This is a genomic window from Brucella sp. HL-2, from assembly GCF_025846885.2.
GTDB classification, from domain to species: domain Bacteria; phylum Pseudomonadota; class Alphaproteobacteria; order Rhizobiales; family Rhizobiaceae; genus Brucella; species Brucella quorumnocens.
In genome coordinates this window covers 21,622-40,018 of record NZ_JAOYTK010000034.1, presented here as the reverse complement: position 1 = coordinate 40,018, position 18,397 = coordinate 21,622, and the positions used below count along the sequence as shown (strand labels likewise).

The following is an 18,397-nucleotide window of genomic DNA, read 5'->3' as shown; positions in this document are numbered from 1 at the left end:
ACATCGTCCTTCGCTCTTAATGTGCTCTCGAGCACTTCGATCTGCTCACGATGCTTCCGGCGCTGATTGCGCCCATATCTCTTAGCCATGTCATTTCCTGAAGGGTAGGCGAGGGGCTATTTGCCCCTGCGCCAGAAAAACAGCTTTGCGAGAATGCGTTGCGGCAACTCGCGGTACTTGCGGGCCTGCCAGCCGACAACGGCACCGCAAGCCACAAGGAAAACAGAAAACGTCATTTGCCGTATTCCGCCTTAATGCCGATGGCCGCACGGTTCACAGCCGTGACGAACGTCTGAAGCTGTTTCGGATCCGTAAACGCTTCCGTGTTGATGTAAACACCGGCATTCCAAGAAAGCGTGCTCTTGGCCGACGACGAGAACCAGCCGCCAGACTGAATATTCGGGTAAGTGTCCGCCGGTATGTCCTGATAGGCGTAGATCGGCTTACCATCGAGCCCGAGAACCTGATCCGAGTTGCGAACCTTCGCGCTTACAAGCATCAGGCTATCTGCAAAGGTCGCGTCGGCTTCCTTCAGTGTGCCGGTATTCAAACCAGCCGGCACAAGCAGGCAAACCGTGTCCGTGCCAGAAGATGCAGCGGAAAGAGCCATAATCCCGGCTTCATTGCTCACAGGGATATTCTCGAGCTCCTTATCGACCTTCACCAGATTTTGCCAGATTAGCCAGGCACCGGAATTAGGTTCACCAATCGCCAGCTTACCTTTCGTGTCTGCGAGATCCTTCAGATCCTTCACGCCGCTGTTGCGGTTGCACAAAACATGCAGGTATTCGCGATGCAGCCCCGCAACTTGGCGCAGTTTCTTAACCGCAGCTGGTGACTGGCGTGCGAGATAGACCGGGCCGTCGGGCTGGCCGATCATCGCATTGCAATTGCCTGTTTCCAGTGTTTCATTCAGGTTGTCGATTGTGCCGGTTGTTTCGACAACCATTACCGGCGTGGCGCTGCCCGCCATCTGGCGGATGCTCTGACCAGCATCGTAATAAACAGCTGATGCGGATCCGGTGCAAAGGCGCACAGGTTCAGCCTTGCTGACGCCCATCAAAGACAGATAGCAGATAGCGGACAATGCCGCGCCGCCGTAGAGAACTGACAATTTCATACGCTTACTCCTGATACACGCGAACGCGCGACATTGCCCGCTCGCAATTCATGAAACGGATTAGAGGGGGACGCTGGTAAGGTTCTCGCGCCAATCAAAGAAACCGAGCGCACCTTTAACCGGGATAAAATCGACCGGCTGCGCGTTCTTCAGCACAAAGCCATATGTGCCAAAAAACCAAGTGCTCTCACTTTGAGCGACACAGCCCACAATCTCCGCAGTGCCTATAATCCCGCCGCGGGCAAGTATGGCCTGATTGTCTAATGCCTCTTGCCATTTGAGCAGCCGATTGTCTGCCCGCGTGGCCAGAATGGCCGACACATCATCTTTCGCCTCACTATAGTCGGCCTTCGTTCCGACAGAACCTGAAGCATGGATGGCAACGGGGCCACGGAAGTCGCGCTGCCACTCTCGGTTCTCGATATCCTTTTCCAGATGAACGATAGCGAAAGCCCATGGCTGGCGGACGGAAATTGCGAGCTTAGGTAGATCCGGACGAAACAACATTATGCCGCTTCCTTCTGTTCGATTAGCTGCCCACAGTTTGCTGAGACGAGGGCGCACGCCACCGGCGGCGACACACTGTTGCCGCAACATGAGATCTGCACCGATTTAGAGAACGATTGCCCGGCAGCGCCTCTCTCGATCTGGTAATCAGCCGGGAAACCTTGAGCGAGGTACAGCTCGCGCGGCGTAAGCATGCGCATGCCGATATCGACCACGACATACGTGTTGCCATTAATCTCGAGCGTCACAAACTCTCGATCATCCCAAAACCCGTAGGAACGCATGAAGTCGGCAACTTGCCGTGCGCGGTCGGCTTGGGCTTCAGTAAAGGGCGGAACACTGAGTGAGCCTTGCAGGTGTCCGAACCGCGGCTTGGCTGTAATAGTGTGAAGCGGTTCTTCTACCGATTGATCTTGTACCGCCCCGTAGTATTTGACGAGGCAAGGGGCGACCACATTCTGATGACTTCCTGTTTGCGTAACAGTTGAAATCGGAGTTTCCACAGAACGCCCCGGATGCACACCGCCGACACGCTTAGTATCGGTATTGTGCTGCGCCAAAAAGGCGGCAATCAGCTGCGACTTGCCTTGTCCGTCAGGCATTACCGTATGAGTAGGCTCGATTATACCGTGCCCCGTTGACGTGCCGAACTGCCGGGCAACGAAAGCCGTCATAAGGCTATTCTGATCTTTCCGGCTGGCGGTAACGGTATTCAAAGGCGATGTTGCGGGCCGATTAGATCCACCGTGTTGTGCAGCGGTCAAAACAGGCGCAATCAAACCGAGAGGTGCAGCGCCGCCGGGACGTTTTACAAAGCTATTTGCCGTAACGGTCGCAAGTGGCTCACGCATATCGTGGCCGGTCGCGCCGGTGTTAAACTTGACGATCGATGGAGATAGTAAAGCCTTCTCGCCCCGATGCGCGCCGGTGACAGTCTTCAATGGCTGGTCTAGATCCTCGAGCCTCCCGCCATGCGTGAGATTGACGAGGAACGGGCGCTCAGTATCGAGCACATAGCGTTTCATTCCACGCGCCACGCGCGCCAGTGAATTAGGGGCAAGCGGGCGCTGTGCCCGCAAGCCGTGCTCCTGCTTAATCTGTGCTGCCGTGTCGAAAATGGAAGGGCAGGGCTGCGACCAATCAATAATGTCGGCAGCAACCTTATAGGGCTGCATGTTACGCAGGTCTTTAAGCGAGAGTCCGTGTCCCTTCGCCCACTTGGTCACTATACCGTCACTGCTGATATGCAGCGGCGCATGTGTAGGCGTTGGCCAAACAATCGGCTTGCCATCAAACCGCATGATGACAAATAAGCGCTTCCGTATTGTGGGTGCGCCATAGTCACATGCACGGATCTCGCGCCATTCGATTTTCGCGCCAAGCCGTTTCAGTTTCCGGCACCAACGCTGCCAATCCTCGCCCTTGCGCTCCGGATCTGGCCTCTGGCCTTCAGGCGTATCCATTAGCGGACCCCAATCGCGGAACTCTTCCACGTTCTCGAGGATAGCTACATCGACTCTGCCGCCGCTCTTTTGAATACGCTCGATCCAGCCCGGTATAATCCACGCCAGATCCCGAATGTTGCGTTCAACCGGCTTGCCGCCTTTTGCTTTCGAGAAATGCTTGCAGTCAGGGCTAAACCACGCCAGCCCAACATGAGCTCGCCGCAAATAGTCCAACGGATCTATCTTGTAGACGTTCTGAGATAGATGCAGCGTGTTGGGATGGTTCGCTTCGTGAAGCGCCAAAGCTGATGCGTCATGGTTGATTGCAATGTCGGGAGATCGACCAAGGGCCATTTCAATCCCGGTGCTTGCGCCACCGCCGCCTGCAAAGGAATCTATGATGATCGGGTGTGCCTGCATACCGATCACCAATCGCCAATTGCGGTGCAAGGATCGGTATTATCGACCACAAATTTGCCGCCGGTGATAAAGAGGGCGAAAACCTGCTTTTTCCAACCTTCCATATAACCGACATGGATTCGTGTTTTCGCGTCTTTCCCATCTACAGATAGAGAGCTAATCTTGCCTTCAGCTGTCGCATAAAAATTGAGTTCGCACTCAAAATTCCGCCTATCTTCCTTGGCATCTATGTAAATGTGATAGCATCCGGCGTTATAGTCGCTTTCATTGACTATGCAGGTAATGCTTTCTCCGCGGCGTTCCTCTTGGTCTGCTTTGTCCGTGATCTGCTTGACAAGGCCTGATAGCGTCAGCTCTTTCGTTCCCAAGCCGAGCAATTCTTCCATATCATTAGCAAGGCGTTCATTGATCAGATCTGACAGGCGTTCATCGATCATCCCGCGCAACAGCCCCAACATCATATTGCTGTATGAAGGGATATTGATTGGCTCTTTGATCTCAAGCGCGTCCTCAATAGATTTTTCGATAGATTTCTTGACGCTGCCCCACTGGAAGGCCTGATCCACACTGCGTTTGATTATTTCAGCGATGTTCTTTTCAACGAGCGCGCGCACGGCCTCTTGTGAGGTCTGTTTCGCGACTTCAGCAACGAGCATGTCATGTAGGTTCTGGTTTTCAGCGGTCATCGTGCGTTCCCTTCGATTGAATAGCCGCGATAGGATTCGCCCACGATTGGGACGCCAGCAGACTTAAGTGCTGCAATGTCGCGGTAGATTGTGCGGGGTGTTTTGTGGAATGATGCGGCGAGATGCTGTGCAGTCGTTACGCGGCTTTTCTCAATGAAATCTGCGATACGCTGCCGTCTTTTGTCCGCTTCTGCTTTGAAATTGCGGGGTTCAGGGGCACGGTACGGCTTGATCTCGCCTGTAGAGCCGCCTTTGTATAAGTAGCCACAGCCACGGCCACTTTTGATAATGTGCCCGGCATCGCGCAAAGAAATGATATCCTCGCGCAGCGTCTTCTTTGAAATGTTCAAGGCGTGGGCCAGATCATTCCCACTCGCAAAGCCGTAAAGCTTGAAAATGGCTATAAGCTTATTCAGCCGAACGCGGCGTTCGCGGACTCGATCATGAAACGGGATCTGGTGGCGGCGATGAAGTTGCGGACCTATCAACATGCAGGTTTCCCCGCTGCGTTCAGAACCAACGCCTTCACCACGTCGAGCTCAGGTAATCTTGACCAGGCTAAAACCTCACCACGCAGCGGCGCATAAGCATCGTCATAATCAGGGTGGTAGATTTGCTGATACCAGCCGGTGCAAGGGCAACCTTCATCTTGATGATCTTGATGGCAATCATCGCAGCCATCATCCATCATTAACGGATAGGCGTTCAGATAGTAGGCCGGGACCATCACTTCGCGGCCAGTCGAAACGCGAAGCAAAACGATAACCGTGAGCATCGCACCGCTGGCAATTTCAGGCTTCGCGGCTGGTGAATTAATGGCAATCGGGCAAAACGCTGGTAAGGTCATATCGCATAGACCTCTTCAAAATCAGCGTCCGGATAGGTTTCCCAATCATTGCCACCGAAATCGCGAAAATCGCCTTCAGTGTGGTCGCACTCGATGCAACGCAGATTCCAATACGCGTTGACACTGCCGCACTCGACCACTTCATCGTAGTTCTCGATGGCTGTACCTTTGCAGCGAGGGCAGGTTGTGATGTTTGAGAAATCAGCCCCGACCAGCATTTCGGATATGCGGGGTTCAGCATGACAGAATATGTCGTCCATATGTGTGTTCCTTGATGTGTCACTGATTAACGGAACGCGCCTTCCACCGGCGCGAAGCGGATTTAAGCGGGCGTTGTGGGCACCCGATAAGGTGGCAAGCCTGCAAAGCCTGCCTTGATAAAATCCCACTCAAATAACTGGATTGGGAAATTTCGGGCCAGATGAACCTCAGCGCGAGCGCCAAACGAATTTTGCCAACCGGGCAAAACAATCAAAGCGTCAGCCTCTTTGCAGATGAATTGGCAGTAATCCGCGAACGCCGCACGGAGATCGAATGACACGCCGCGCTCTTCTGCGTATTCCGCAGGGCTGAAAACGAAATCTCCATTTTCACGCAGTTCCGCTGCCACCTTGTGAAACAGTGGGTGGTTGTTCTCTGGAATGCCGGTCATCGGGCCGGAAAGGTAGATTTTCCGCATTAGCCGAAATCCTTGTATGCGCCTTCAACGTGGTCGCGCGCAAAGCGGTCCCGATCCTGCGCGCCGAGATCCTTCAGCATCTGCTTGACCAGATTCCGTTCTGCTCGGGCGCTGATCAGATCAATAGATCCAGCCCAAAGCAGGAAAGCGATCACAAGAAAGAAAAGCTTAAGGAATGGACCGCTGACAATAAGCGAAACGACAAACACGATGCAGCCCATAATATTGATTGCATACGGCGATGCTTCCGTTGCCTGCCGCCATATCCAGGCAGGCAATAGACGCTGCAGGCGCTTGAGAAAGCGTTTGATCGAAGCCTTCATGATTTCTCCTGTAGAGCAGGGCGCGGCGTCACAAAGCCCGTCAAGAGCTCGAGCGCGGTATGCCGTGTTGTGAAGTTGAGAGCGCGTGTCAGCTCGGTCATGAGCTGTGCGATTGCGTTCAAATTTCCGGATTGAGAAGCGAAGCGGTCGCACGTCAGGCAGAACGATCGATCAGCGAGATCGAAGTAGACCGCGACGGCCATGTCACCATCGTTAGCGACTGGATAATCCAGCGTGACGGTGATGTTTTCCGCGCGCTTGCCGACCTTATCCCCGAAATCAAGAATAGATCCGCAGACCGCGCGTTGGGCTTCGATGACACGGAAGAACGTGCGGGGTGTTTCTTGGATCTTGGAACGAGGCACACCAACCGGCCACAACAGAGTAGGGTGGCTGGTCAATTTTAATACTTTCCTCGACGGTCGAAACTGGTCCGTCCCTTTTGCCCGCATAGCGTTGTCACACTTGTTGTTCTTGTGAACCTAAACGCGCTTGTCGTTTTGAAAGGCTCATGCTCGGAAGGCGTGGCGAACCGATAAAAGATCACTTCGTCGCGCCCGGTTAAGGTCAGGGTAAAATCTGGATGCACGTATCCCTGCGCAAAAACTCGCGCATCTTCGACGTGATCAAAATCACCCAAAAAATATGATTGCAGGCTGTTCTTTTTGTTTGTCGCTATCAGCCGGTGCTTGCCTTCGACCTGCGCGTTAAAATCAGAAGGGCTCCCAATTTTGACGCGCGGGAAAGATTCTATTTCTGCCATTTCGACGGCTCCATTTATTAACAGGATCCGCCGATTTGGTATGTGCTTGGCTCTCGTAACTCCCCTTCGCTTTGCACACGATTTGTTCGCAACCGTTTCGGTGCTTACACGTCCTTTATATAGTCTTTAGACTACATTTCAAGCTAATTCGATAGGGAAGCACAATATAACCAATGGAGTGTGTGGGGATCGCTGGTGCCAGAAACGCCAGCGAAAACAAACGTTAATGAGAGGTGCCGCTAAATCTTTGATTAAATGCACTATCTCCGCACAGAAATGCGCCCATTTGATCGGTCAATTCGCGCATGTATTGGTGCATAAGATCCGCACGGTTCAACGGTGTGACGCGGAAGAACATGAAAAATCTCGCGCCTGTAACTGTATGCGATAGACTACATATCCCGACGCAGTCTTGCTCTGGCATGGCAAAAGCGCGCGTCATAGCCGCGTCCATCTGCCGATCAATCTTAAGTCGCAGATCCTCAACAATATCGTCTGGGCCTGCGACCTGAAGTTCAAAGCGATCACTCCGACGGATACCGTCGACCTGCACAAAGATCTCTACGTTAAAAACAGGGCGGGCAGGCACTTCAACGAACATTTCCGCACTCTGCCGTTTCAGCTAGGCGCGCGTTCTCTTCCAGAAGGTCCGCATTGAGTTTTTCACGGAGGCTCCACATGAGCTGAACGGGTTTATCGGCTGATCCGGACACCATGCCGGAAATAGCAACATCAGGCGCGGGCAGGCCAACGATGGCGACGGTCATAACCATTGTCTCTCGCACCTCGTCGCCCGCCTCGCGCTTGCATAGATCGTAAACCGAATTGCACAGCGCATAAGCCACGTCGATCAGCTCGCCCGAGACAGGCCCGCTGCGTGTAATGCCGTGCAAGGCTTCCGATGTGTCAAAGGCGCATGTTGCAAAAATCATCTGCTTTGGCGGCTGGTTTTCATTTGCGGACGTCATCGGCTCGTTACCCGAAAACGAAAGCCGGTTGTTGGTGAACCATATCGCTTTCTTACGCATTCGATCATCTCTGGATCTTCAATGATCTGGAACGAGGTCAGCAGTTCTTGCGCAAAAACAGCGTCCTGTACGATGCCAAACGCTTGATGTGGAGACGTGGGCAGGAAAGCAACGTTAATCTGTATTCTCTTGTGAAGTCCGTAGAGGCTGATCTGCGTGCCTTGCAGCGGCGCGTCAAAGGCTAGAGCTTCGCCCGGAAGAAAGTGCGGGTTTACTGTCAGGCCCTCACAGGTGAATAAATATTTGCCGCTTGGCGTGTAGATAGGTAAGTCGAGCTGGTTTTCTGCCGTCATGGCTATACCTCTGCTGCGTTGGCTTGGAAATCGGAATGATGGTGGCCGTACACGTCCTCGAGCGTCTTCACGGTCATGCCGAGGGCGCCCGCGGCCTCCCAACGATCAACACCGTTGCGCATCATCCATGTTGCTCGGGTATGACGAAGGGTGTGCGGCGTCACCTTCCTGTCGAGCCCGGCGAGATCTCGCGCGGATTCCCACGCTGTCCGGATCGAAGTGAGGGTGTGACCATCAAGGGAAACAATGGTACGGAACGCACGCACTGGCCTGCCGCCGGTCGCCTTACTCAGATCCGCGAGGGCTTGCATGTCATTGCGATGCCAGCGGCGAAGGTGAGCGAGTAATTTCCGGCCAAGCTTCACTGGCGGCTTGCGCTTCTTTGTTTCAACTGCGTCATCTGCGCGTCGGTGCATTACTCCACGCTCAAAGTCGATAAAGCCAGCTCCGCAGGATCTGTCCCAACCAACAGACAATAGAACGCCGCGGCGAGATCCGGTGTAAAGGCCGATGAGGATCATGCGGGCCAGATGGCGGTTGATACGGTTCGGAGCACGTTTCACTTTGCCATCGCTGGTACGATAGAAGCCAAGAGCTGCGCCAAGAAGTCGAGCGGCTTCCGATCTGGTCAGCCAGCGTTCGCGTGGATTTGCAGCCGGTGGCAGAGTCACGATAGGCACAGCGTTCAAAGGGCCATACGTTTCATGCCAATACTGCACGGCAGCATTCAGCACCGCCAGCTCCCGCCGCACAGTACCCGGCTTTACGGTTTTGACACGATGGGCCAGATACTCGCGGCAACTGTTCTTGTTGATTTCCGCTATTCGCTTGCGTGACCACCATCGGGCCAGTGTCGAGATCGCGTAGCCCGTCGATTGCGGCGCGGTCAGCGTAGTACAATGCTCTGTCGAGTAGACAAGGAGAACGTCGGAAAGCGCAATTAGGCTTGCGTTCTTCTCGCTGGTTTTAGCCTGGTACTTTTGCCCGAGGTATTTGGCGAGCGCGATTTCAGCTTGCTCGCGCTCTGCAGCACTGCATCCAGTCCGTCGCATGATGCGTCCGTCTCGGATAACCCAATCTCCGGTCTTAGGGATTTGGTAAAGTCGCGGCGGCTTGGCTTTTCTAGGCATAGAGTGACGAACGCCTCTAAATGTGTGCGCGTGACAAAATCCACGCGGCCAATGCGGCTCACGCGCAGTTCGTTGCGATTAACCGCAGCGCGCAGGGTGTGTTCAGTGATGTTACCCTTGAAGAATACGCGGCTCGCTTCCTTCAGGGTGTAGAGATCGAGAATGTCTTGTGCTTCCGGCATGCGGATCTCCGGATCTAACCACCCGCACGCTGGTATTTGTGGGCTTCATTGCCCCAAATGGTCCAACCGTCGCGGGGGGTGCGTGTAAATAGCTCGAGCTTATTGGCCTCTGGGCCGACGTATTCAGCCGCGCTCTTGTAAAATTGTTCAGGTTTTCGGCTGTGTTCGCGGCGAGGCTCAATAATCAGCTGGTGGATAGATCGGCTATCGCGCCGCGGGCTCCCACGGCGACCAAGAATGACATATTCAGCGTTCTGGCGTGTCGTCTTGCCAAGGCCCATCACAAAATCGAGCTCTGTAACAGCGGGCGCAAACATTCGCGGGTTACTTGATCCCTTTTTCGTCTTCAGCCAGACGAACGCCATTGACGACGGCTTGAAGCCCCACGCTTTCAACACCGGGATATGATAGCCCGCCACAAGCGAAGGGCCATTTATCCACAACATTAGGTGAGCATTTTTTGCGGCAAGTTTTTTGATCGGGAGATCGCAAATCCATTTTAACGGCTGCGTCTTGTAGTGCTTCTCAGGCGCGCGATCATAGCCTTTCTCGGAATAGCTTTTATATTTCCAAGGAGGATCCGCGACGATCAAATCAAATTTCTGGTTTTCCGGTAGTGGTGGAAATGCATCAGTGGACACACCGTCACTAAAGTCGATATTGACGCTGTGCATGATAACCGGCTTATCCCTTTTTGAATGAAGGTAGTTGCCGGTAGAGCCGTTACGCGGCGGACGGAGCGGCTCTACCGGCGATCCGCATGGCGAGGGGATCCCATGCGAAACTTGCAAATTAGAGCGCCATCCCTCGCGCTTGCTGCCCTTACGGGTTCAGCGATGAGAAACACACCTCATACGAGTGGTTAAGTTGGCAGGCTTCCATGGCCTCGCTTTCGCTGCCGACAATGCCGACCGCGCAAATCGCGATGATCAAAAGGAGGCTTGCAGCCAAGAAACGCGCTGGCCGCGCGCTATGAGCCTGAATGATACCGACGTTAAATGGCGTAGATTGTGGGTACTCAGAAGCGAAACGAACAAGCGTATTCGCTGGTGCTGCACCCGCTACAAGACGTGCCGTTGCTGGCTTGCCGCATTGTGGGCAAGGACACTTCTCATGATTTACAATCAGATTGTCGCAGCGTGTGCATTCTAAATAATACGACATTGGCCCCTCACCATGTGCTAAAAACTCTGTGAGAGGTTTGTATAGTCTATGGACTACACTTGCAACTGAAATGTGTAGTCTATAGAGTATACGGTAAACAAGTGTTGAAAAGCGCAATAAAGCGTTTTCGGAACAACGCTGCTATGTGCTATTTTGTTCTCTAAATGTTCCGGGGCGGATTTCTATGGAAAAGAACTGTGTCGTTCGCGACTTCGCTGTCGCTCTTACAAAAATCGGGGTAGGGGAAATGCAAAAAATAAAGGCGGACATTAAGGCCCGCCTTGGTTCTAAAATTAAGAAGACTTCTCAGTCATCGACCGCGTTAAAGTCAACACAGCCCGCTGTTCATCCTCACTAAGCTTTGAGAACTGCGTAACCAGCTCTTCGGCATCAGCGTTTAAATCAACGCCAAATACCAGCCATGTTGCGGAGACGCCTAAGGCCTCCGCAATATCCTTGAGAGCAGCTACTGAGGGTTCTTTCCCTTTAGAAATCATCCCGTGCAAATAACTGCTCGAGCGCCCCGCTTTAATTGAAGCGGAGCGAAGCGTCATATTGTTTTTTTCAAGAGCGATATCGAGTCGCTGTTTCCACGAAATATCTACCATGGCCTATACTATAGGCGACGGCACATATTTTGTCTTGTCTTTTTTTATAGGGGCTTATAGTGTAGTCTATGGAGTACACATCATGACTTTTTTAGAAGAGATATACGCGTACTTGCGCAAGACAGGGCTTTCAAAAAGCTATTTTGGGAAGCTGGCAGTCAACAATTCAGCGGTTGTTAAGCGGCTTGAAACTGGCCGATCTGTTCTTGTGAGTACAGTAGATAGACTACGCGCATTTATGCGCGACAACCCGAATGGAGCCCCGCGGCGGCGTGTCAAAGCGATCTCTGACAGCTCAAGTGCAGGAAATGCGCACAATTCTACTGGAGAGCTCACGACAAGCTCAAAACAGCCAGGGCGAATATCGTACGGAAACGAAGCGTGCGATCCTAAAAACGTTGGAGTGGCTTCAAACCAACGAAACTGCGATCAAGCGGAGGATCCAGTAAAAGAGGAACCTCCACCCCGCAGTGATCAATAGCTGAGTTGGAGCCAATTATGGTTGCCGACTTATTAACACGTATGCGCCGAAGCCTTTTTGCTGATATCTTCAAGCGAGAATCGGGATTCGCGGCGAGTCGTCTTTGTCATGCTGTAAACGGGCAGCTGAACAATGGGACTTCGCACCGTGAACGCGACCCCGTTTTAATGCATCCCGGCAAAGAAGGAATACAGCGCAGGCCACAATCTGCTTTTCTCATACCTCTTGGTGGAAAGAGAAGGTTTCTCAATGACAATCGTGACACGGCGGCGCACGGTGGAGTTTACCACTGTGCCCAATGAGATCGCGAACGATAGCGCTATATCTTTTGAGGCGCGAGGTTTGCTGATCTATCTGTTGGCAAAGCCCGATCAATGGGCCGTCAACATTCGAGATATCCAGCTACAGGGCAATATTGGCCGTGACAAAGCATACAAGCTTTTGCGCGAGCTGAAGGAACGCGGCTATATCCTCGCGGAAGATACTCGCACCGGCGGGCGCTTCAATTCGATCAATTATATCGTTTTTGACTGCATTGAAACAGCGGGGAAAACACTTTCTACCGACACTAGTTTTCAGGGACGGTTACCAAAAGGTACTTCTAATAAATACACAGGCTTAAAGCAAGAAACACCGTTTACTGAAAATCAGGATACGGTTGATTTTCTACCGCATACTGAAAACCCGGATACGGTTATTCCGGATACGGCAAAACCAGATACGGAAAATGCGGACGCTATAATAAGAAATGATTTTAATAAAAATATATCCCCCAAACCCCCGCGAAATCCTGAACTTCAGGAACGGACCACTTGGGGCCGCAATAGTCGAGCAGGAAAGGCCGAAGCTGAAGCTTTGTTCGATGAGCTTTGGAGCCTTTGGCCTGAACGTTTGTTACCAGACACGAAAGCTATCGCAGCGTCTCGGTTCAAGAAACTGACTTCAGATGAACAGAATGCTGCCGTCCAACATGCGGAGAGTTTCTTACGGCTCTGTGATCGCAGCAAACGAGCAGCGTTGATGATCCCGTACATCGATGAAAAGGCTTTTGAGGGATTGGTGGGTGGCCCAAGCATTAGCCCCGAAGGATATTTCGTTATCGAACGCAATACGCCCGAATGGGATGCTTGGAAGGAATGGTTTCAGAAAAACCACGGCCCTACGAGTGTTCAGCGAATGTCGACTGTTCAGCAATTGCAGCGCCAGACGCGTTATCCCGCAGGTTATGAGCCCAAGGAGAACCGCAAATGACGCTTCAAATAGATCCGGTTCTCGCCAAGATCAAAAACATTCCGGAAAGCAAAATGGATCCCGACACTACGGAAATGTTCACCGAGAAGGAAGTCGGGCAAGAGGCAGCAACGGTTATCGCAGTCGGGCAGCTGCGCGCCTTCATAGAGCGAATTGAACGGCTTGAGGAAGAAAAGAAAACTGTCGGTGACGATATCAAGGAAATCTACGGAGAGCTGAAAGGATCGGGCTTTGATAGCAAGATCGTTCGCACAATCATCCGCCTCCGCAAAAAAGAGGATCATGAGCGGCAGGAAGAAGAAGCGATGCTGCAGCTCTACATGGATGCTCTAGGAATGGGCTAAGGCTAAGGCATGACCCGCGCGAAACAGAACAAATCAGCTGTATTGACCGATCAACAAAGCCTCTTCGCTAAAGAGTTCTGCCTTGATTGCAATGGAACACAAGCCGCAATTCGCGCGGGTTACAGCGAGAAGACAGCACGGCAACAAGCTTCACGCCTGTTGTCAAATGTTAACGTCCAAGATGAAATTCAACGGCAATTCGCGTCACGCTCGGAACGGATCGGTTACGATGCAGATGCACTGCTTAACGAGCTGCTGAAGGACAAGGACGCTGATATCTCGGAGATCTATTACCGGGAGAACAACACGCTCAAGCCAGTGCATGAGTGGCCGGCTCATTTCAGACGCGGTGGCCTGGTGGTCGGCGTCAAGACACGCGAGCTCTTTGAAAAGGTTCCTGTAGTCGATGAGGCAACCGGCAAAACCAAAATGCGTCGGGAAAAGATCGGTGAAACCGTTGAAGTCAAGTTCGCGAACAAACTTACCGTCAAGGAACTTGTCGGCAAGCATATCGGAATCAATGCATTCCGCGATACCAACGATCCCGACAAAAACCGAGGTGATAGCATACAGGAGCTCGCGCAGCTGCTCACAGGACGCGCTATTGGCCCAAGTGCTGGATAGCATGGTGAAGAACGTTGCATATACCGTCGGGGTTGATTTCGCCACGCTTGGCGGCTGCGCAATGTGCATCATAGATGAACAAGGGAAAATCCTGTTTCTCGACCAAAAAGAATGGCTGATCGATAGCAGTCAAGCATAACGGTCAGTTTGCGATTTTGCGCAAGTTCGATATTTAACGCTTTAACGGATCTGTTAAATCCGGCAATGTGAATGCGAGGCAAGCTGAAATAACCAATCAGCCAGGCAGTAACTCAGGGGTAGAGTGGTGGCTTTCCGTTGATGGTGTGGTGCCGGAGGATTTAGGCTGCTGGCCGCGGGTTCGAATCCCGCCTGCCGCCTCACCAGTTTGATGCAGCGGGCCGCTATCACGCTTGTACTGTGCGTGTCGGCTAACCCCGTCAAGGGCGGATATCTGCATCATCTTGAAATGTAGTGCTGAAAGCGCTATGTTCATGGAGTGGCTGACAGAGCGCTAACTCTGCCAGCCGTTGCACTTAGCTAAAGAATGTCACCCGCACGTAGGCACGCCAGCCCGTGCGGGTTTTCTTTATCGTAAGTGTGATACTCACAGGTATAAAACCCATTAGTGTCACTCCATTTCGAGGGCAAAGCCTATGCCAAGGTCAGGGTGGCTTATTCCCCCTGACGCGCCGACTGGCAGGCGCTTACTGCTCTTGCCCTCGAATAAGGTTGCCCACATATCGCACAGATATGGTTGCCAGCCTATTAAACTTTTCTTAGGTGTTTATTCCTGTCGATCGATACTATAATTAGGCGCACATTCCTAATCGGTGGAGATCTACATGCTGGCGCATTACACCAGAGAACAGTACGAGGCGATGTGCTTTCACGTCGAAGAGCTGGCAGTCGACAACCGGGTCGAAAGCCTGCTCGCGATCAGCATGAACGCTTTGATGGCTATCGCGGCTTTCAATGTAGCCGTCGAATCCAGACCACAGCGCCACATCAGATTGCGGCATGGTGCGCGCGTGCTGCGGGAACAGGATCCGGATAAGCAAAAGCCTGCGTAGTCATCATATACGCAGGCTTTCAGGCGGGCATAGCACTCAAGTTTTACTGTTCTTCGCTTGCTGACGGCGCTTCAGCGCATAATCCCGACCCAACAGGGACGCGCCATTCTTGAAGTCTTCAGGGAACAGTCCGTGATTGCACGTCGGGCAGGCTGGCACATACTTCTGCCTGCGCCATGCCTTATCAATCTCCCGAGCCGCGATAGATCGGCATTGGAAGCGTTCGGCTTCCTCGAGCTCCTGACGGCCTTTGACCAGATCCTTGAATGCGCGGTCGTATTGCTCGGTGAATGATGTGAAAGCATCGAACGGATCTACGTCTGTCTCGCAGTCCTTGCACCAGATCCGACGTTCTCGATTATCATAGACCAGTTGTCGATGGCGGCATGATGAGACAGGGCGGCGTGTCAGTCCGCGTGCGACACGAATGTCGCCAATATCCACGACGGTTACGCCCATGACGTAAGCTTGCTCTTCAATTGGCTCATTGGTCATGGAATAACCTTCAATTCTTCGAGCAGGCACATGACGAACGGAAGCAACGTGGCTGGATCCGTGATTTCCATTGTGCATTCGCCTTCTTCACCGTCGGCGGATTCCTCAATCGGGTTGCGGCGCAGTGCGTAATCAATGGCGTTGCGAATATCTACGTCAGTGAGGCGGCTCATGATTGCGCCTCCAAGGCGGTACGAACTGCGGCTGCGGCTTTCTCGCCTAGAGTCACATGCCGTGTTTCCGCACATGCTCGATATGCTGCTCTGGCCGCTATTTCTGTTGCAGCCGCGAGTTGGGTTTCGAGGGCTTCGTTTCGGAGTTTGTCTCTTAGCGAACTGTTCTCTGTCTCAAGGTATTTAACCCGCGCAGTCAGCGCCGCGTTGTCGGCTTCAAGCTCTGCGATGTAAGGATCTTCAGGCGGTAGCGGCGCTTCAGGCAGGCTTTCAAAGCGCGACGTGTTGAACTCGGACTGACGACGCGCCCACAAGTCACCATCGCGCCCGAGATAAACGGCGACTTCATCCATATCATGGAGCGGAACTTCAGACTGGATGCGAGCGCCGCCAATGTATTCGTAATCGTTGCCTTTTTTGATGTGGCGATGCGTGGGCGTGAAGCCGTTGCCTGGCATGATTGGAACCATAGCGCGGATAGCGGCAGGCGCTGCGTTTAGTGCCTCTATCGCCTTTGGGAAAAGATCGCCTTGGTCCCATTCGGGGTCGATAGATGCAAGCCGCTTACGTCCGGCAAGCAATGCATCCATCGCCAGCACAATACCATCCATTAAGCCTTGGCCGGGTAGATCGGCGTCTGTCACGCGCTCTGATTTGCCTACGGAGCGTGTCTTAATGACAGTAATTGGTTCGTCAGAGCTCATGTCGATGAATGGCGCGTCGTTATTAATGCTGGTCATGTTGGATCTCTCAGAAAGGGATATCGTCTGTTGCAACGAGCTTGATAGGGCGAACTTTAGGCTGGTCAGCCTGAAAGCCTGCAACGGCCTGAAGCACATAGAAGCGTTCGCCGGGATGCAGTGCAGCAAGCCGCTTCGCTTCACCTTCAGCCGCTTTCTTTATCGTGTGCTGGAAAGTTGGCGCAGCGCGGCTGGCGCCATAGACCATCCAGAATTTGTCGCGTTTGTGGGTCATGAGCTGGCCCTTTCAGCGATAATTTCATGAGCAGCTGCAAAGACGCTGGCGACTGTTGGAAACGCGCGAGTAAGGATCAAGTTCTCGCCATCGAACTCTTGGAAATAGCTCTCTACGTTGGATTGCAGAGCGGACCATGCGTCTTGCTCGTCCCATTCCGGTTCGTAATAGCCGACTGTGCAGCCAACCATGATCGTGCCTTTGCGCGGGTGCGAAGGTGGTTTCATAACCATGGGCTTGCCTTTGCGCGTGGTGAACAGGATCTGTGCACCGCGAGGATGAAGCCAATCGTTGCGGCCTTCATAGGTCGGGTGACAGCGGCCACGCTCCCAATGTTTGTGGTCGCCAATGAAGCCATGATGATAATTGTCGTAAGGCTTGGCCGGGAACTGTTCGCGTGTATCACCAAGCAAGGGCAGGAGAGGCGCAGCGCGTTTCGATAGCTTTTTGAGGGTGCGCAGGTTCATGAGCTGGATCCTCGGGCCGACGTGCTCGCAGATTGCTTTTGCATTCGTCCAGAAGGCAGAAGACGGACATAAATCTTATGCATATCGTGGACATTTCCACACGGCTCGACTGCATACAGTGTGGCTTTACGGTCGCCAGTCGCGGAAGTCCAAAGGAGGGTTGCTCCGATTTCAGGGTATGGTGAATAGTGAACGAGGAAGGAATATCGGACGGCTGAATACCACCAGTCGCTTAAGCGTTCGCGTAAGCTGCGAGGGCGCTCATCGCTCATTGTTGAGGTATGCAGCATGTGGCCCCATCGCTGAGTGCCGTGTCGATGGTCTATAACCTGCTTAGACAGATCGACAGCTTTGCGCTTGAGAATTTTGATCATGAGTTGGATCCTTCAGGCTTGAGAAAGCAAATCCAGTGCGTCTTTGCCTGCTTGCCTGACGTATGTCCGATAGTCGGGCGCACATCAGTGAGAGCGAGGATCTCACGGACTTTGATTTGCGTTTCATTCCATTTGAAAATGAGAGTGCCGTTCGGCTTCAGGACGCGGAAAGCCTCAGCGAAGCCTTTGCGCAGATCTTCGCGCCATGTTTCACGGTCGAGCGCGCCATACTTCTTTCGGATCCAGCTCTTTTCACCTGCTCGCACAAGATGCGGCGGATCAAAAACGACCTGGCTAAACATGTCGTCATCGAACGGCAGCTGGCGAAAGTCGAGGATCTGATCAGGGGATATTGTGAGCTGGCGACCGTCGCATAAGACATGCTCTTCAGCGCGGATATCTCCAAACAATGCACGGTCATCAACCTTGTTGAACCAGAACATGCGAGATCCGCAACACATATCAAGGATCGGCTTCATTGCTTATCCTCATCGGAAACTTGTTGCCCGTTTTTGGAAACATTGTTCCGTTGCGCCGACTGCTCATCAAACTTACGAATTTCAGCTTCTGCCTTCTCCCTGACCGCTCGGAGGCGTTGGCTGAAAGATAGGCCGCAAGGCGGGAAGAGGCGCTGAAACCATGATTTGCTGTGGCTTCGTGCTGGAAAGAACACCTTGCCTTCGCCCTCAAGTGCTTTCAGCGCGTCTCGCTGATATGGGAGAAGGCCGTCAGTGTCGGGGCGCTGCACTGGCACATAAGGGCGTAGCGTCATGGTTGGGCGCATATAAGCGTGCGTGCGCGTGAATATGACAACGGTTTCCGGAGCGTCTGGTACGTCATCACCAGCGATGCTTACCCGAAGAGTATCATCGCTATAAAGATATGCTGGTGACAACCCGGTGACGACCACTCCTGTGTCAGGGAGGTTCTCGAGAAATTGTTCAAGCAACGGCGGTGAAACGCGAACGATTGATTTAGGCACGACGA

30 protein-coding genes and 1 tRNA gene are annotated in these 18,397 nt (G+C 52.9%); 6 read left to right on the top strand and 25 right to left on the bottom strand.

Annotation, left to right across the window (positions count from 1 at the left end):
- Positions 1-232: 232 nt before the first annotated feature.
- From OIV19_RS21765 to OIV19_RS21680, 18 genes are all read right to left on the bottom strand, one after another.
- A complete protein-coding gene (locus tag OIV19_RS21765) occupies positions 233-1,120 on the bottom strand; it encodes a TAXI family TRAP transporter solute-binding subunit (protein ID WP_264233824.1) in 888 nt (295 codons plus the stop codon).
- A 60-nt stretch (positions 1,121-1,180) separates the two neighbouring features.
- The gene (locus tag OIV19_RS21760; protein ID WP_264233822.1) at positions 1,181-1,627 is read right to left on the bottom strand and encodes an ASCH domain-containing protein; all 447 of its coding nucleotides are present in this window, start codon (positions 1,625-1,627) and stop codon (positions 1,181-1,183) included.
- Entirely contained in the window at positions 1,627-3,492 is a 1,866-nt protein-coding gene (locus OIV19_RS21755) for a DNA cytosine methyltransferase (protein WP_264233820.1), read from the bottom strand. Before OIV19_RS21755 ends, OIV19_RS21760 begins: the two co-directional genes overlap by 1 nt.
- Before the next feature lie 5 nt (positions 3,493-3,497).
- Complete coding sequence (locus OIV19_RS21750) at positions 3,498-4,178, bottom strand: hypothetical protein (protein ID WP_264233819.1); 681 nt, start codon at positions 4,176-4,178, stop codon at positions 3,498-3,500.
- Complete coding sequence (locus OIV19_RS21745; protein ID WP_264233817.1) at positions 4,175-4,669, bottom strand: HTH domain-containing protein; 495 nt, start codon at positions 4,667-4,669, stop codon at positions 4,175-4,177. Before OIV19_RS21745 ends, OIV19_RS21750 begins: the two co-directional genes overlap by 4 nt.
- Positions 4,663-5,025 carry a hypothetical protein gene (locus OIV19_RS21740; protein WP_264233815.1) on the bottom strand — a complete coding sequence of 121 codons (363 nt, stop codon included), beginning with the start codon at positions 5,023-5,025 and terminating at the stop codon, positions 4,663-4,665. The genes OIV19_RS21745 and OIV19_RS21740 overlap by 7 nt, the downstream gene beginning before the upstream one ends.
- Positions 5,022-5,285 (bottom strand): hypothetical protein, encoded by a 264-nt coding sequence (locus OIV19_RS21735; protein WP_264233814.1) that lies wholly within the window; start codon positions 5,283-5,285, stop codon positions 5,022-5,024. The genes OIV19_RS21740 and OIV19_RS21735 overlap by 4 nt, the downstream gene beginning before the upstream one ends.
- Positions 5,286-5,347: 62 nt before the next feature.
- Positions 5,348-5,704 carry a DUF4406 domain-containing protein gene (locus OIV19_RS21730; RefSeq protein WP_264233812.1) on the bottom strand — a complete coding sequence of 119 codons (357 nt, stop codon included), beginning with the start codon at positions 5,702-5,704 and terminating at the stop codon, positions 5,348-5,350.
- A complete protein-coding gene (locus OIV19_RS21725) occupies positions 5,704-6,027 on the bottom strand; it encodes a hypothetical protein (protein ID WP_264233811.1) in 324 nt (107 codons plus the stop codon). The genes OIV19_RS21730 and OIV19_RS21725 overlap by 1 nt, the downstream gene beginning before the upstream one ends.
- Positions 6,024-6,428, bottom strand: coding sequence for a hypothetical protein (locus OIV19_RS21720; protein WP_264233809.1), 405 nt, complete (start codon positions 6,426-6,428; stop codon positions 6,024-6,026). Before OIV19_RS21720 ends, OIV19_RS21725 begins: the two co-directional genes overlap by 4 nt.
- A 2-nt stretch (positions 6,429-6,430) precedes the next feature.
- Entirely contained in the window at positions 6,431-6,790 is a 360-nt protein-coding gene (locus tag OIV19_RS21715; protein ID WP_264233807.1) for a hypothetical protein, read from the bottom strand.
- A 223-nt stretch (positions 6,791-7,013) separates the two neighbouring features.
- Positions 7,014-7,391: a hypothetical protein gene (locus OIV19_RS21710; protein ID WP_264233805.1), complete on the bottom strand. Its 378-nt coding sequence runs from the start codon at positions 7,389-7,391 to the stop codon at positions 7,014-7,016.
- Positions 7,381-7,758 (bottom strand): hypothetical protein, encoded by a 378-nt coding sequence (locus OIV19_RS21705; protein WP_264233803.1) that lies wholly within the window; start codon positions 7,756-7,758, stop codon positions 7,381-7,383. Before OIV19_RS21705 ends, OIV19_RS21710 begins: the two co-directional genes overlap by 11 nt.
- On the bottom strand, positions 7,755-8,111 hold the full coding sequence (locus OIV19_RS21700) for a hypothetical protein (protein WP_264233801.1): 357 nt from the start codon (positions 8,109-8,111) through the stop codon (positions 7,755-7,757). The genes OIV19_RS21705 and OIV19_RS21700 overlap by 4 nt, the downstream gene beginning before the upstream one ends.
- Positions 8,112-8,113: 2 nt before the next feature.
- The gene (locus OIV19_RS21695) at positions 8,114-9,163 is read right to left on the bottom strand and encodes a site-specific integrase (RefSeq protein ID WP_264233799.1); all 1,050 of its coding nucleotides are present in this window, start codon (positions 9,161-9,163) and stop codon (positions 8,114-8,116) included.
- Positions 9,052-9,423 (bottom strand): helix-turn-helix domain-containing protein, encoded by a 372-nt coding sequence (locus OIV19_RS21690; RefSeq protein WP_264233797.1) that lies wholly within the window; start codon positions 9,421-9,423, stop codon positions 9,052-9,054. The genes OIV19_RS21695 and OIV19_RS21690 overlap by 112 nt, the downstream gene beginning before the upstream one ends.
- 14 nt (positions 9,424-9,437) lie before the next feature.
- A complete protein-coding gene (locus tag OIV19_RS21685) occupies positions 9,438-10,214 on the bottom strand; it encodes an MT-A70 family methyltransferase (protein ID WP_264233794.1) in 777 nt (258 codons plus the stop codon).
- A gap of 666 nt (positions 10,215-10,880) precedes the next feature.
- Complete coding sequence (locus tag OIV19_RS21680; RefSeq protein WP_264233792.1) at positions 10,881-11,195, bottom strand: helix-turn-helix domain-containing protein; 315 nt, start codon at positions 11,193-11,195, stop codon at positions 10,881-10,883.
- A gap of 730 nt (positions 11,196-11,925) precedes the next feature.
- On the opposite strand from OIV19_RS21680, the gene OIV19_RS21675 reads away from it, so the two are divergent.
- The 6 genes from OIV19_RS21675 (at position 11,926) to OIV19_RS21650 (ending at position 14,926) form a co-directional block, all read left to right on the top strand.
- On the top strand, positions 11,926-12,927 hold the full coding sequence (locus OIV19_RS21675) for a helix-turn-helix domain-containing protein (protein ID WP_264233790.1): 1,002 nt from the start codon (positions 11,926-11,928) through the stop codon (positions 12,925-12,927).
- Between the two features lie 74 nt (positions 12,928-13,001).
- A complete protein-coding gene (locus OIV19_RS21670; RefSeq protein WP_264233827.1) occupies positions 13,002-13,271 on the top strand; it encodes a DUF2312 domain-containing protein in 270 nt (89 codons plus the stop codon).
- 9 nt (positions 13,272-13,280) lie between these two features.
- Positions 13,281-13,895 carry a terminase small subunit gene (locus tag OIV19_RS21665; protein WP_264233788.1) on the top strand — a complete coding sequence of 205 codons (615 nt, stop codon included), beginning with the start codon at positions 13,281-13,283 and terminating at the stop codon, positions 13,893-13,895.
- Complete coding sequence (locus OIV19_RS21660; RefSeq protein ID WP_264233786.1) at positions 13,876-14,034, top strand: hypothetical protein; 159 nt, start codon at positions 13,876-13,878, stop codon at positions 14,032-14,034. The genes OIV19_RS21665 and OIV19_RS21660 overlap by 20 nt, the downstream gene beginning before the upstream one ends.
- A gap of 103 nt (positions 14,035-14,137) precedes the next feature.
- A tRNA-OTHER gene (locus tag OIV19_RS21655) sits at positions 14,138-14,233 on the top strand.
- A 465-nt stretch (positions 14,234-14,698) separates the two neighbouring features.
- Positions 14,699-14,926, top strand: a complete 228-nt coding sequence (locus OIV19_RS21650) for a hypothetical protein (protein ID WP_264233784.1) — start codon at positions 14,699-14,701, stop codon at positions 14,924-14,926.
- Positions 14,927-14,962: 36 nt separating this feature from the next.
- Here the strand turns inward: OIV19_RS21650 and OIV19_RS21645 are convergent, their stop codons facing one another.
- The 7 genes from OIV19_RS21645 to OIV19_RS21615 form a co-directional block, all read right to left on the bottom strand.
- Positions 14,963-15,421 (bottom strand): hypothetical protein, encoded by a 459-nt coding sequence (locus tag OIV19_RS21645; RefSeq protein ID WP_264233783.1) that lies wholly within the window; start codon positions 15,419-15,421, stop codon positions 14,963-14,965.
- Complete coding sequence (locus tag OIV19_RS21640) at positions 15,418-15,594, bottom strand: hypothetical protein (RefSeq protein ID WP_264233781.1); 177 nt, start codon at positions 15,592-15,594, stop codon at positions 15,418-15,420. The genes OIV19_RS21645 and OIV19_RS21640 overlap by 4 nt, the downstream gene beginning before the upstream one ends.
- Positions 15,591-16,334, bottom strand: a complete 744-nt coding sequence (locus OIV19_RS21635) for a hypothetical protein (protein ID WP_264233780.1) — start codon at positions 16,332-16,334, stop codon at positions 15,591-15,593. The genes OIV19_RS21640 and OIV19_RS21635 overlap by 4 nt, the downstream gene beginning before the upstream one ends.
- A 10-nt stretch (positions 16,335-16,344) precedes the next feature.
- Positions 16,345-16,569 (bottom strand): hypothetical protein, encoded by a 225-nt coding sequence (locus OIV19_RS21630; protein WP_264233778.1) that lies wholly within the window; start codon positions 16,567-16,569, stop codon positions 16,345-16,347.
- Positions 16,566-17,036: a hypothetical protein gene (locus OIV19_RS21625; protein ID WP_264233776.1), complete on the bottom strand. Its 471-nt coding sequence runs from the start codon at positions 17,034-17,036 to the stop codon at positions 16,566-16,568. Before OIV19_RS21625 ends, OIV19_RS21630 begins: the two co-directional genes overlap by 4 nt.
- Positions 17,037-17,406: 370 nt before the next feature.
- On the bottom strand, positions 17,407-17,889 hold the full coding sequence (locus tag OIV19_RS21620) for a class I SAM-dependent methyltransferase (protein ID WP_264233774.1): 483 nt from the start codon (positions 17,887-17,889) through the stop codon (positions 17,407-17,409).
- Entirely contained in the window at positions 17,886-18,392 is a 507-nt protein-coding gene (locus OIV19_RS21615) for a hypothetical protein (protein ID WP_264233773.1), read from the bottom strand. The genes OIV19_RS21620 and OIV19_RS21615 overlap by 4 nt, the downstream gene beginning before the upstream one ends.
- Positions 18,393-18,397: the final 5 nt, after the last annotated feature.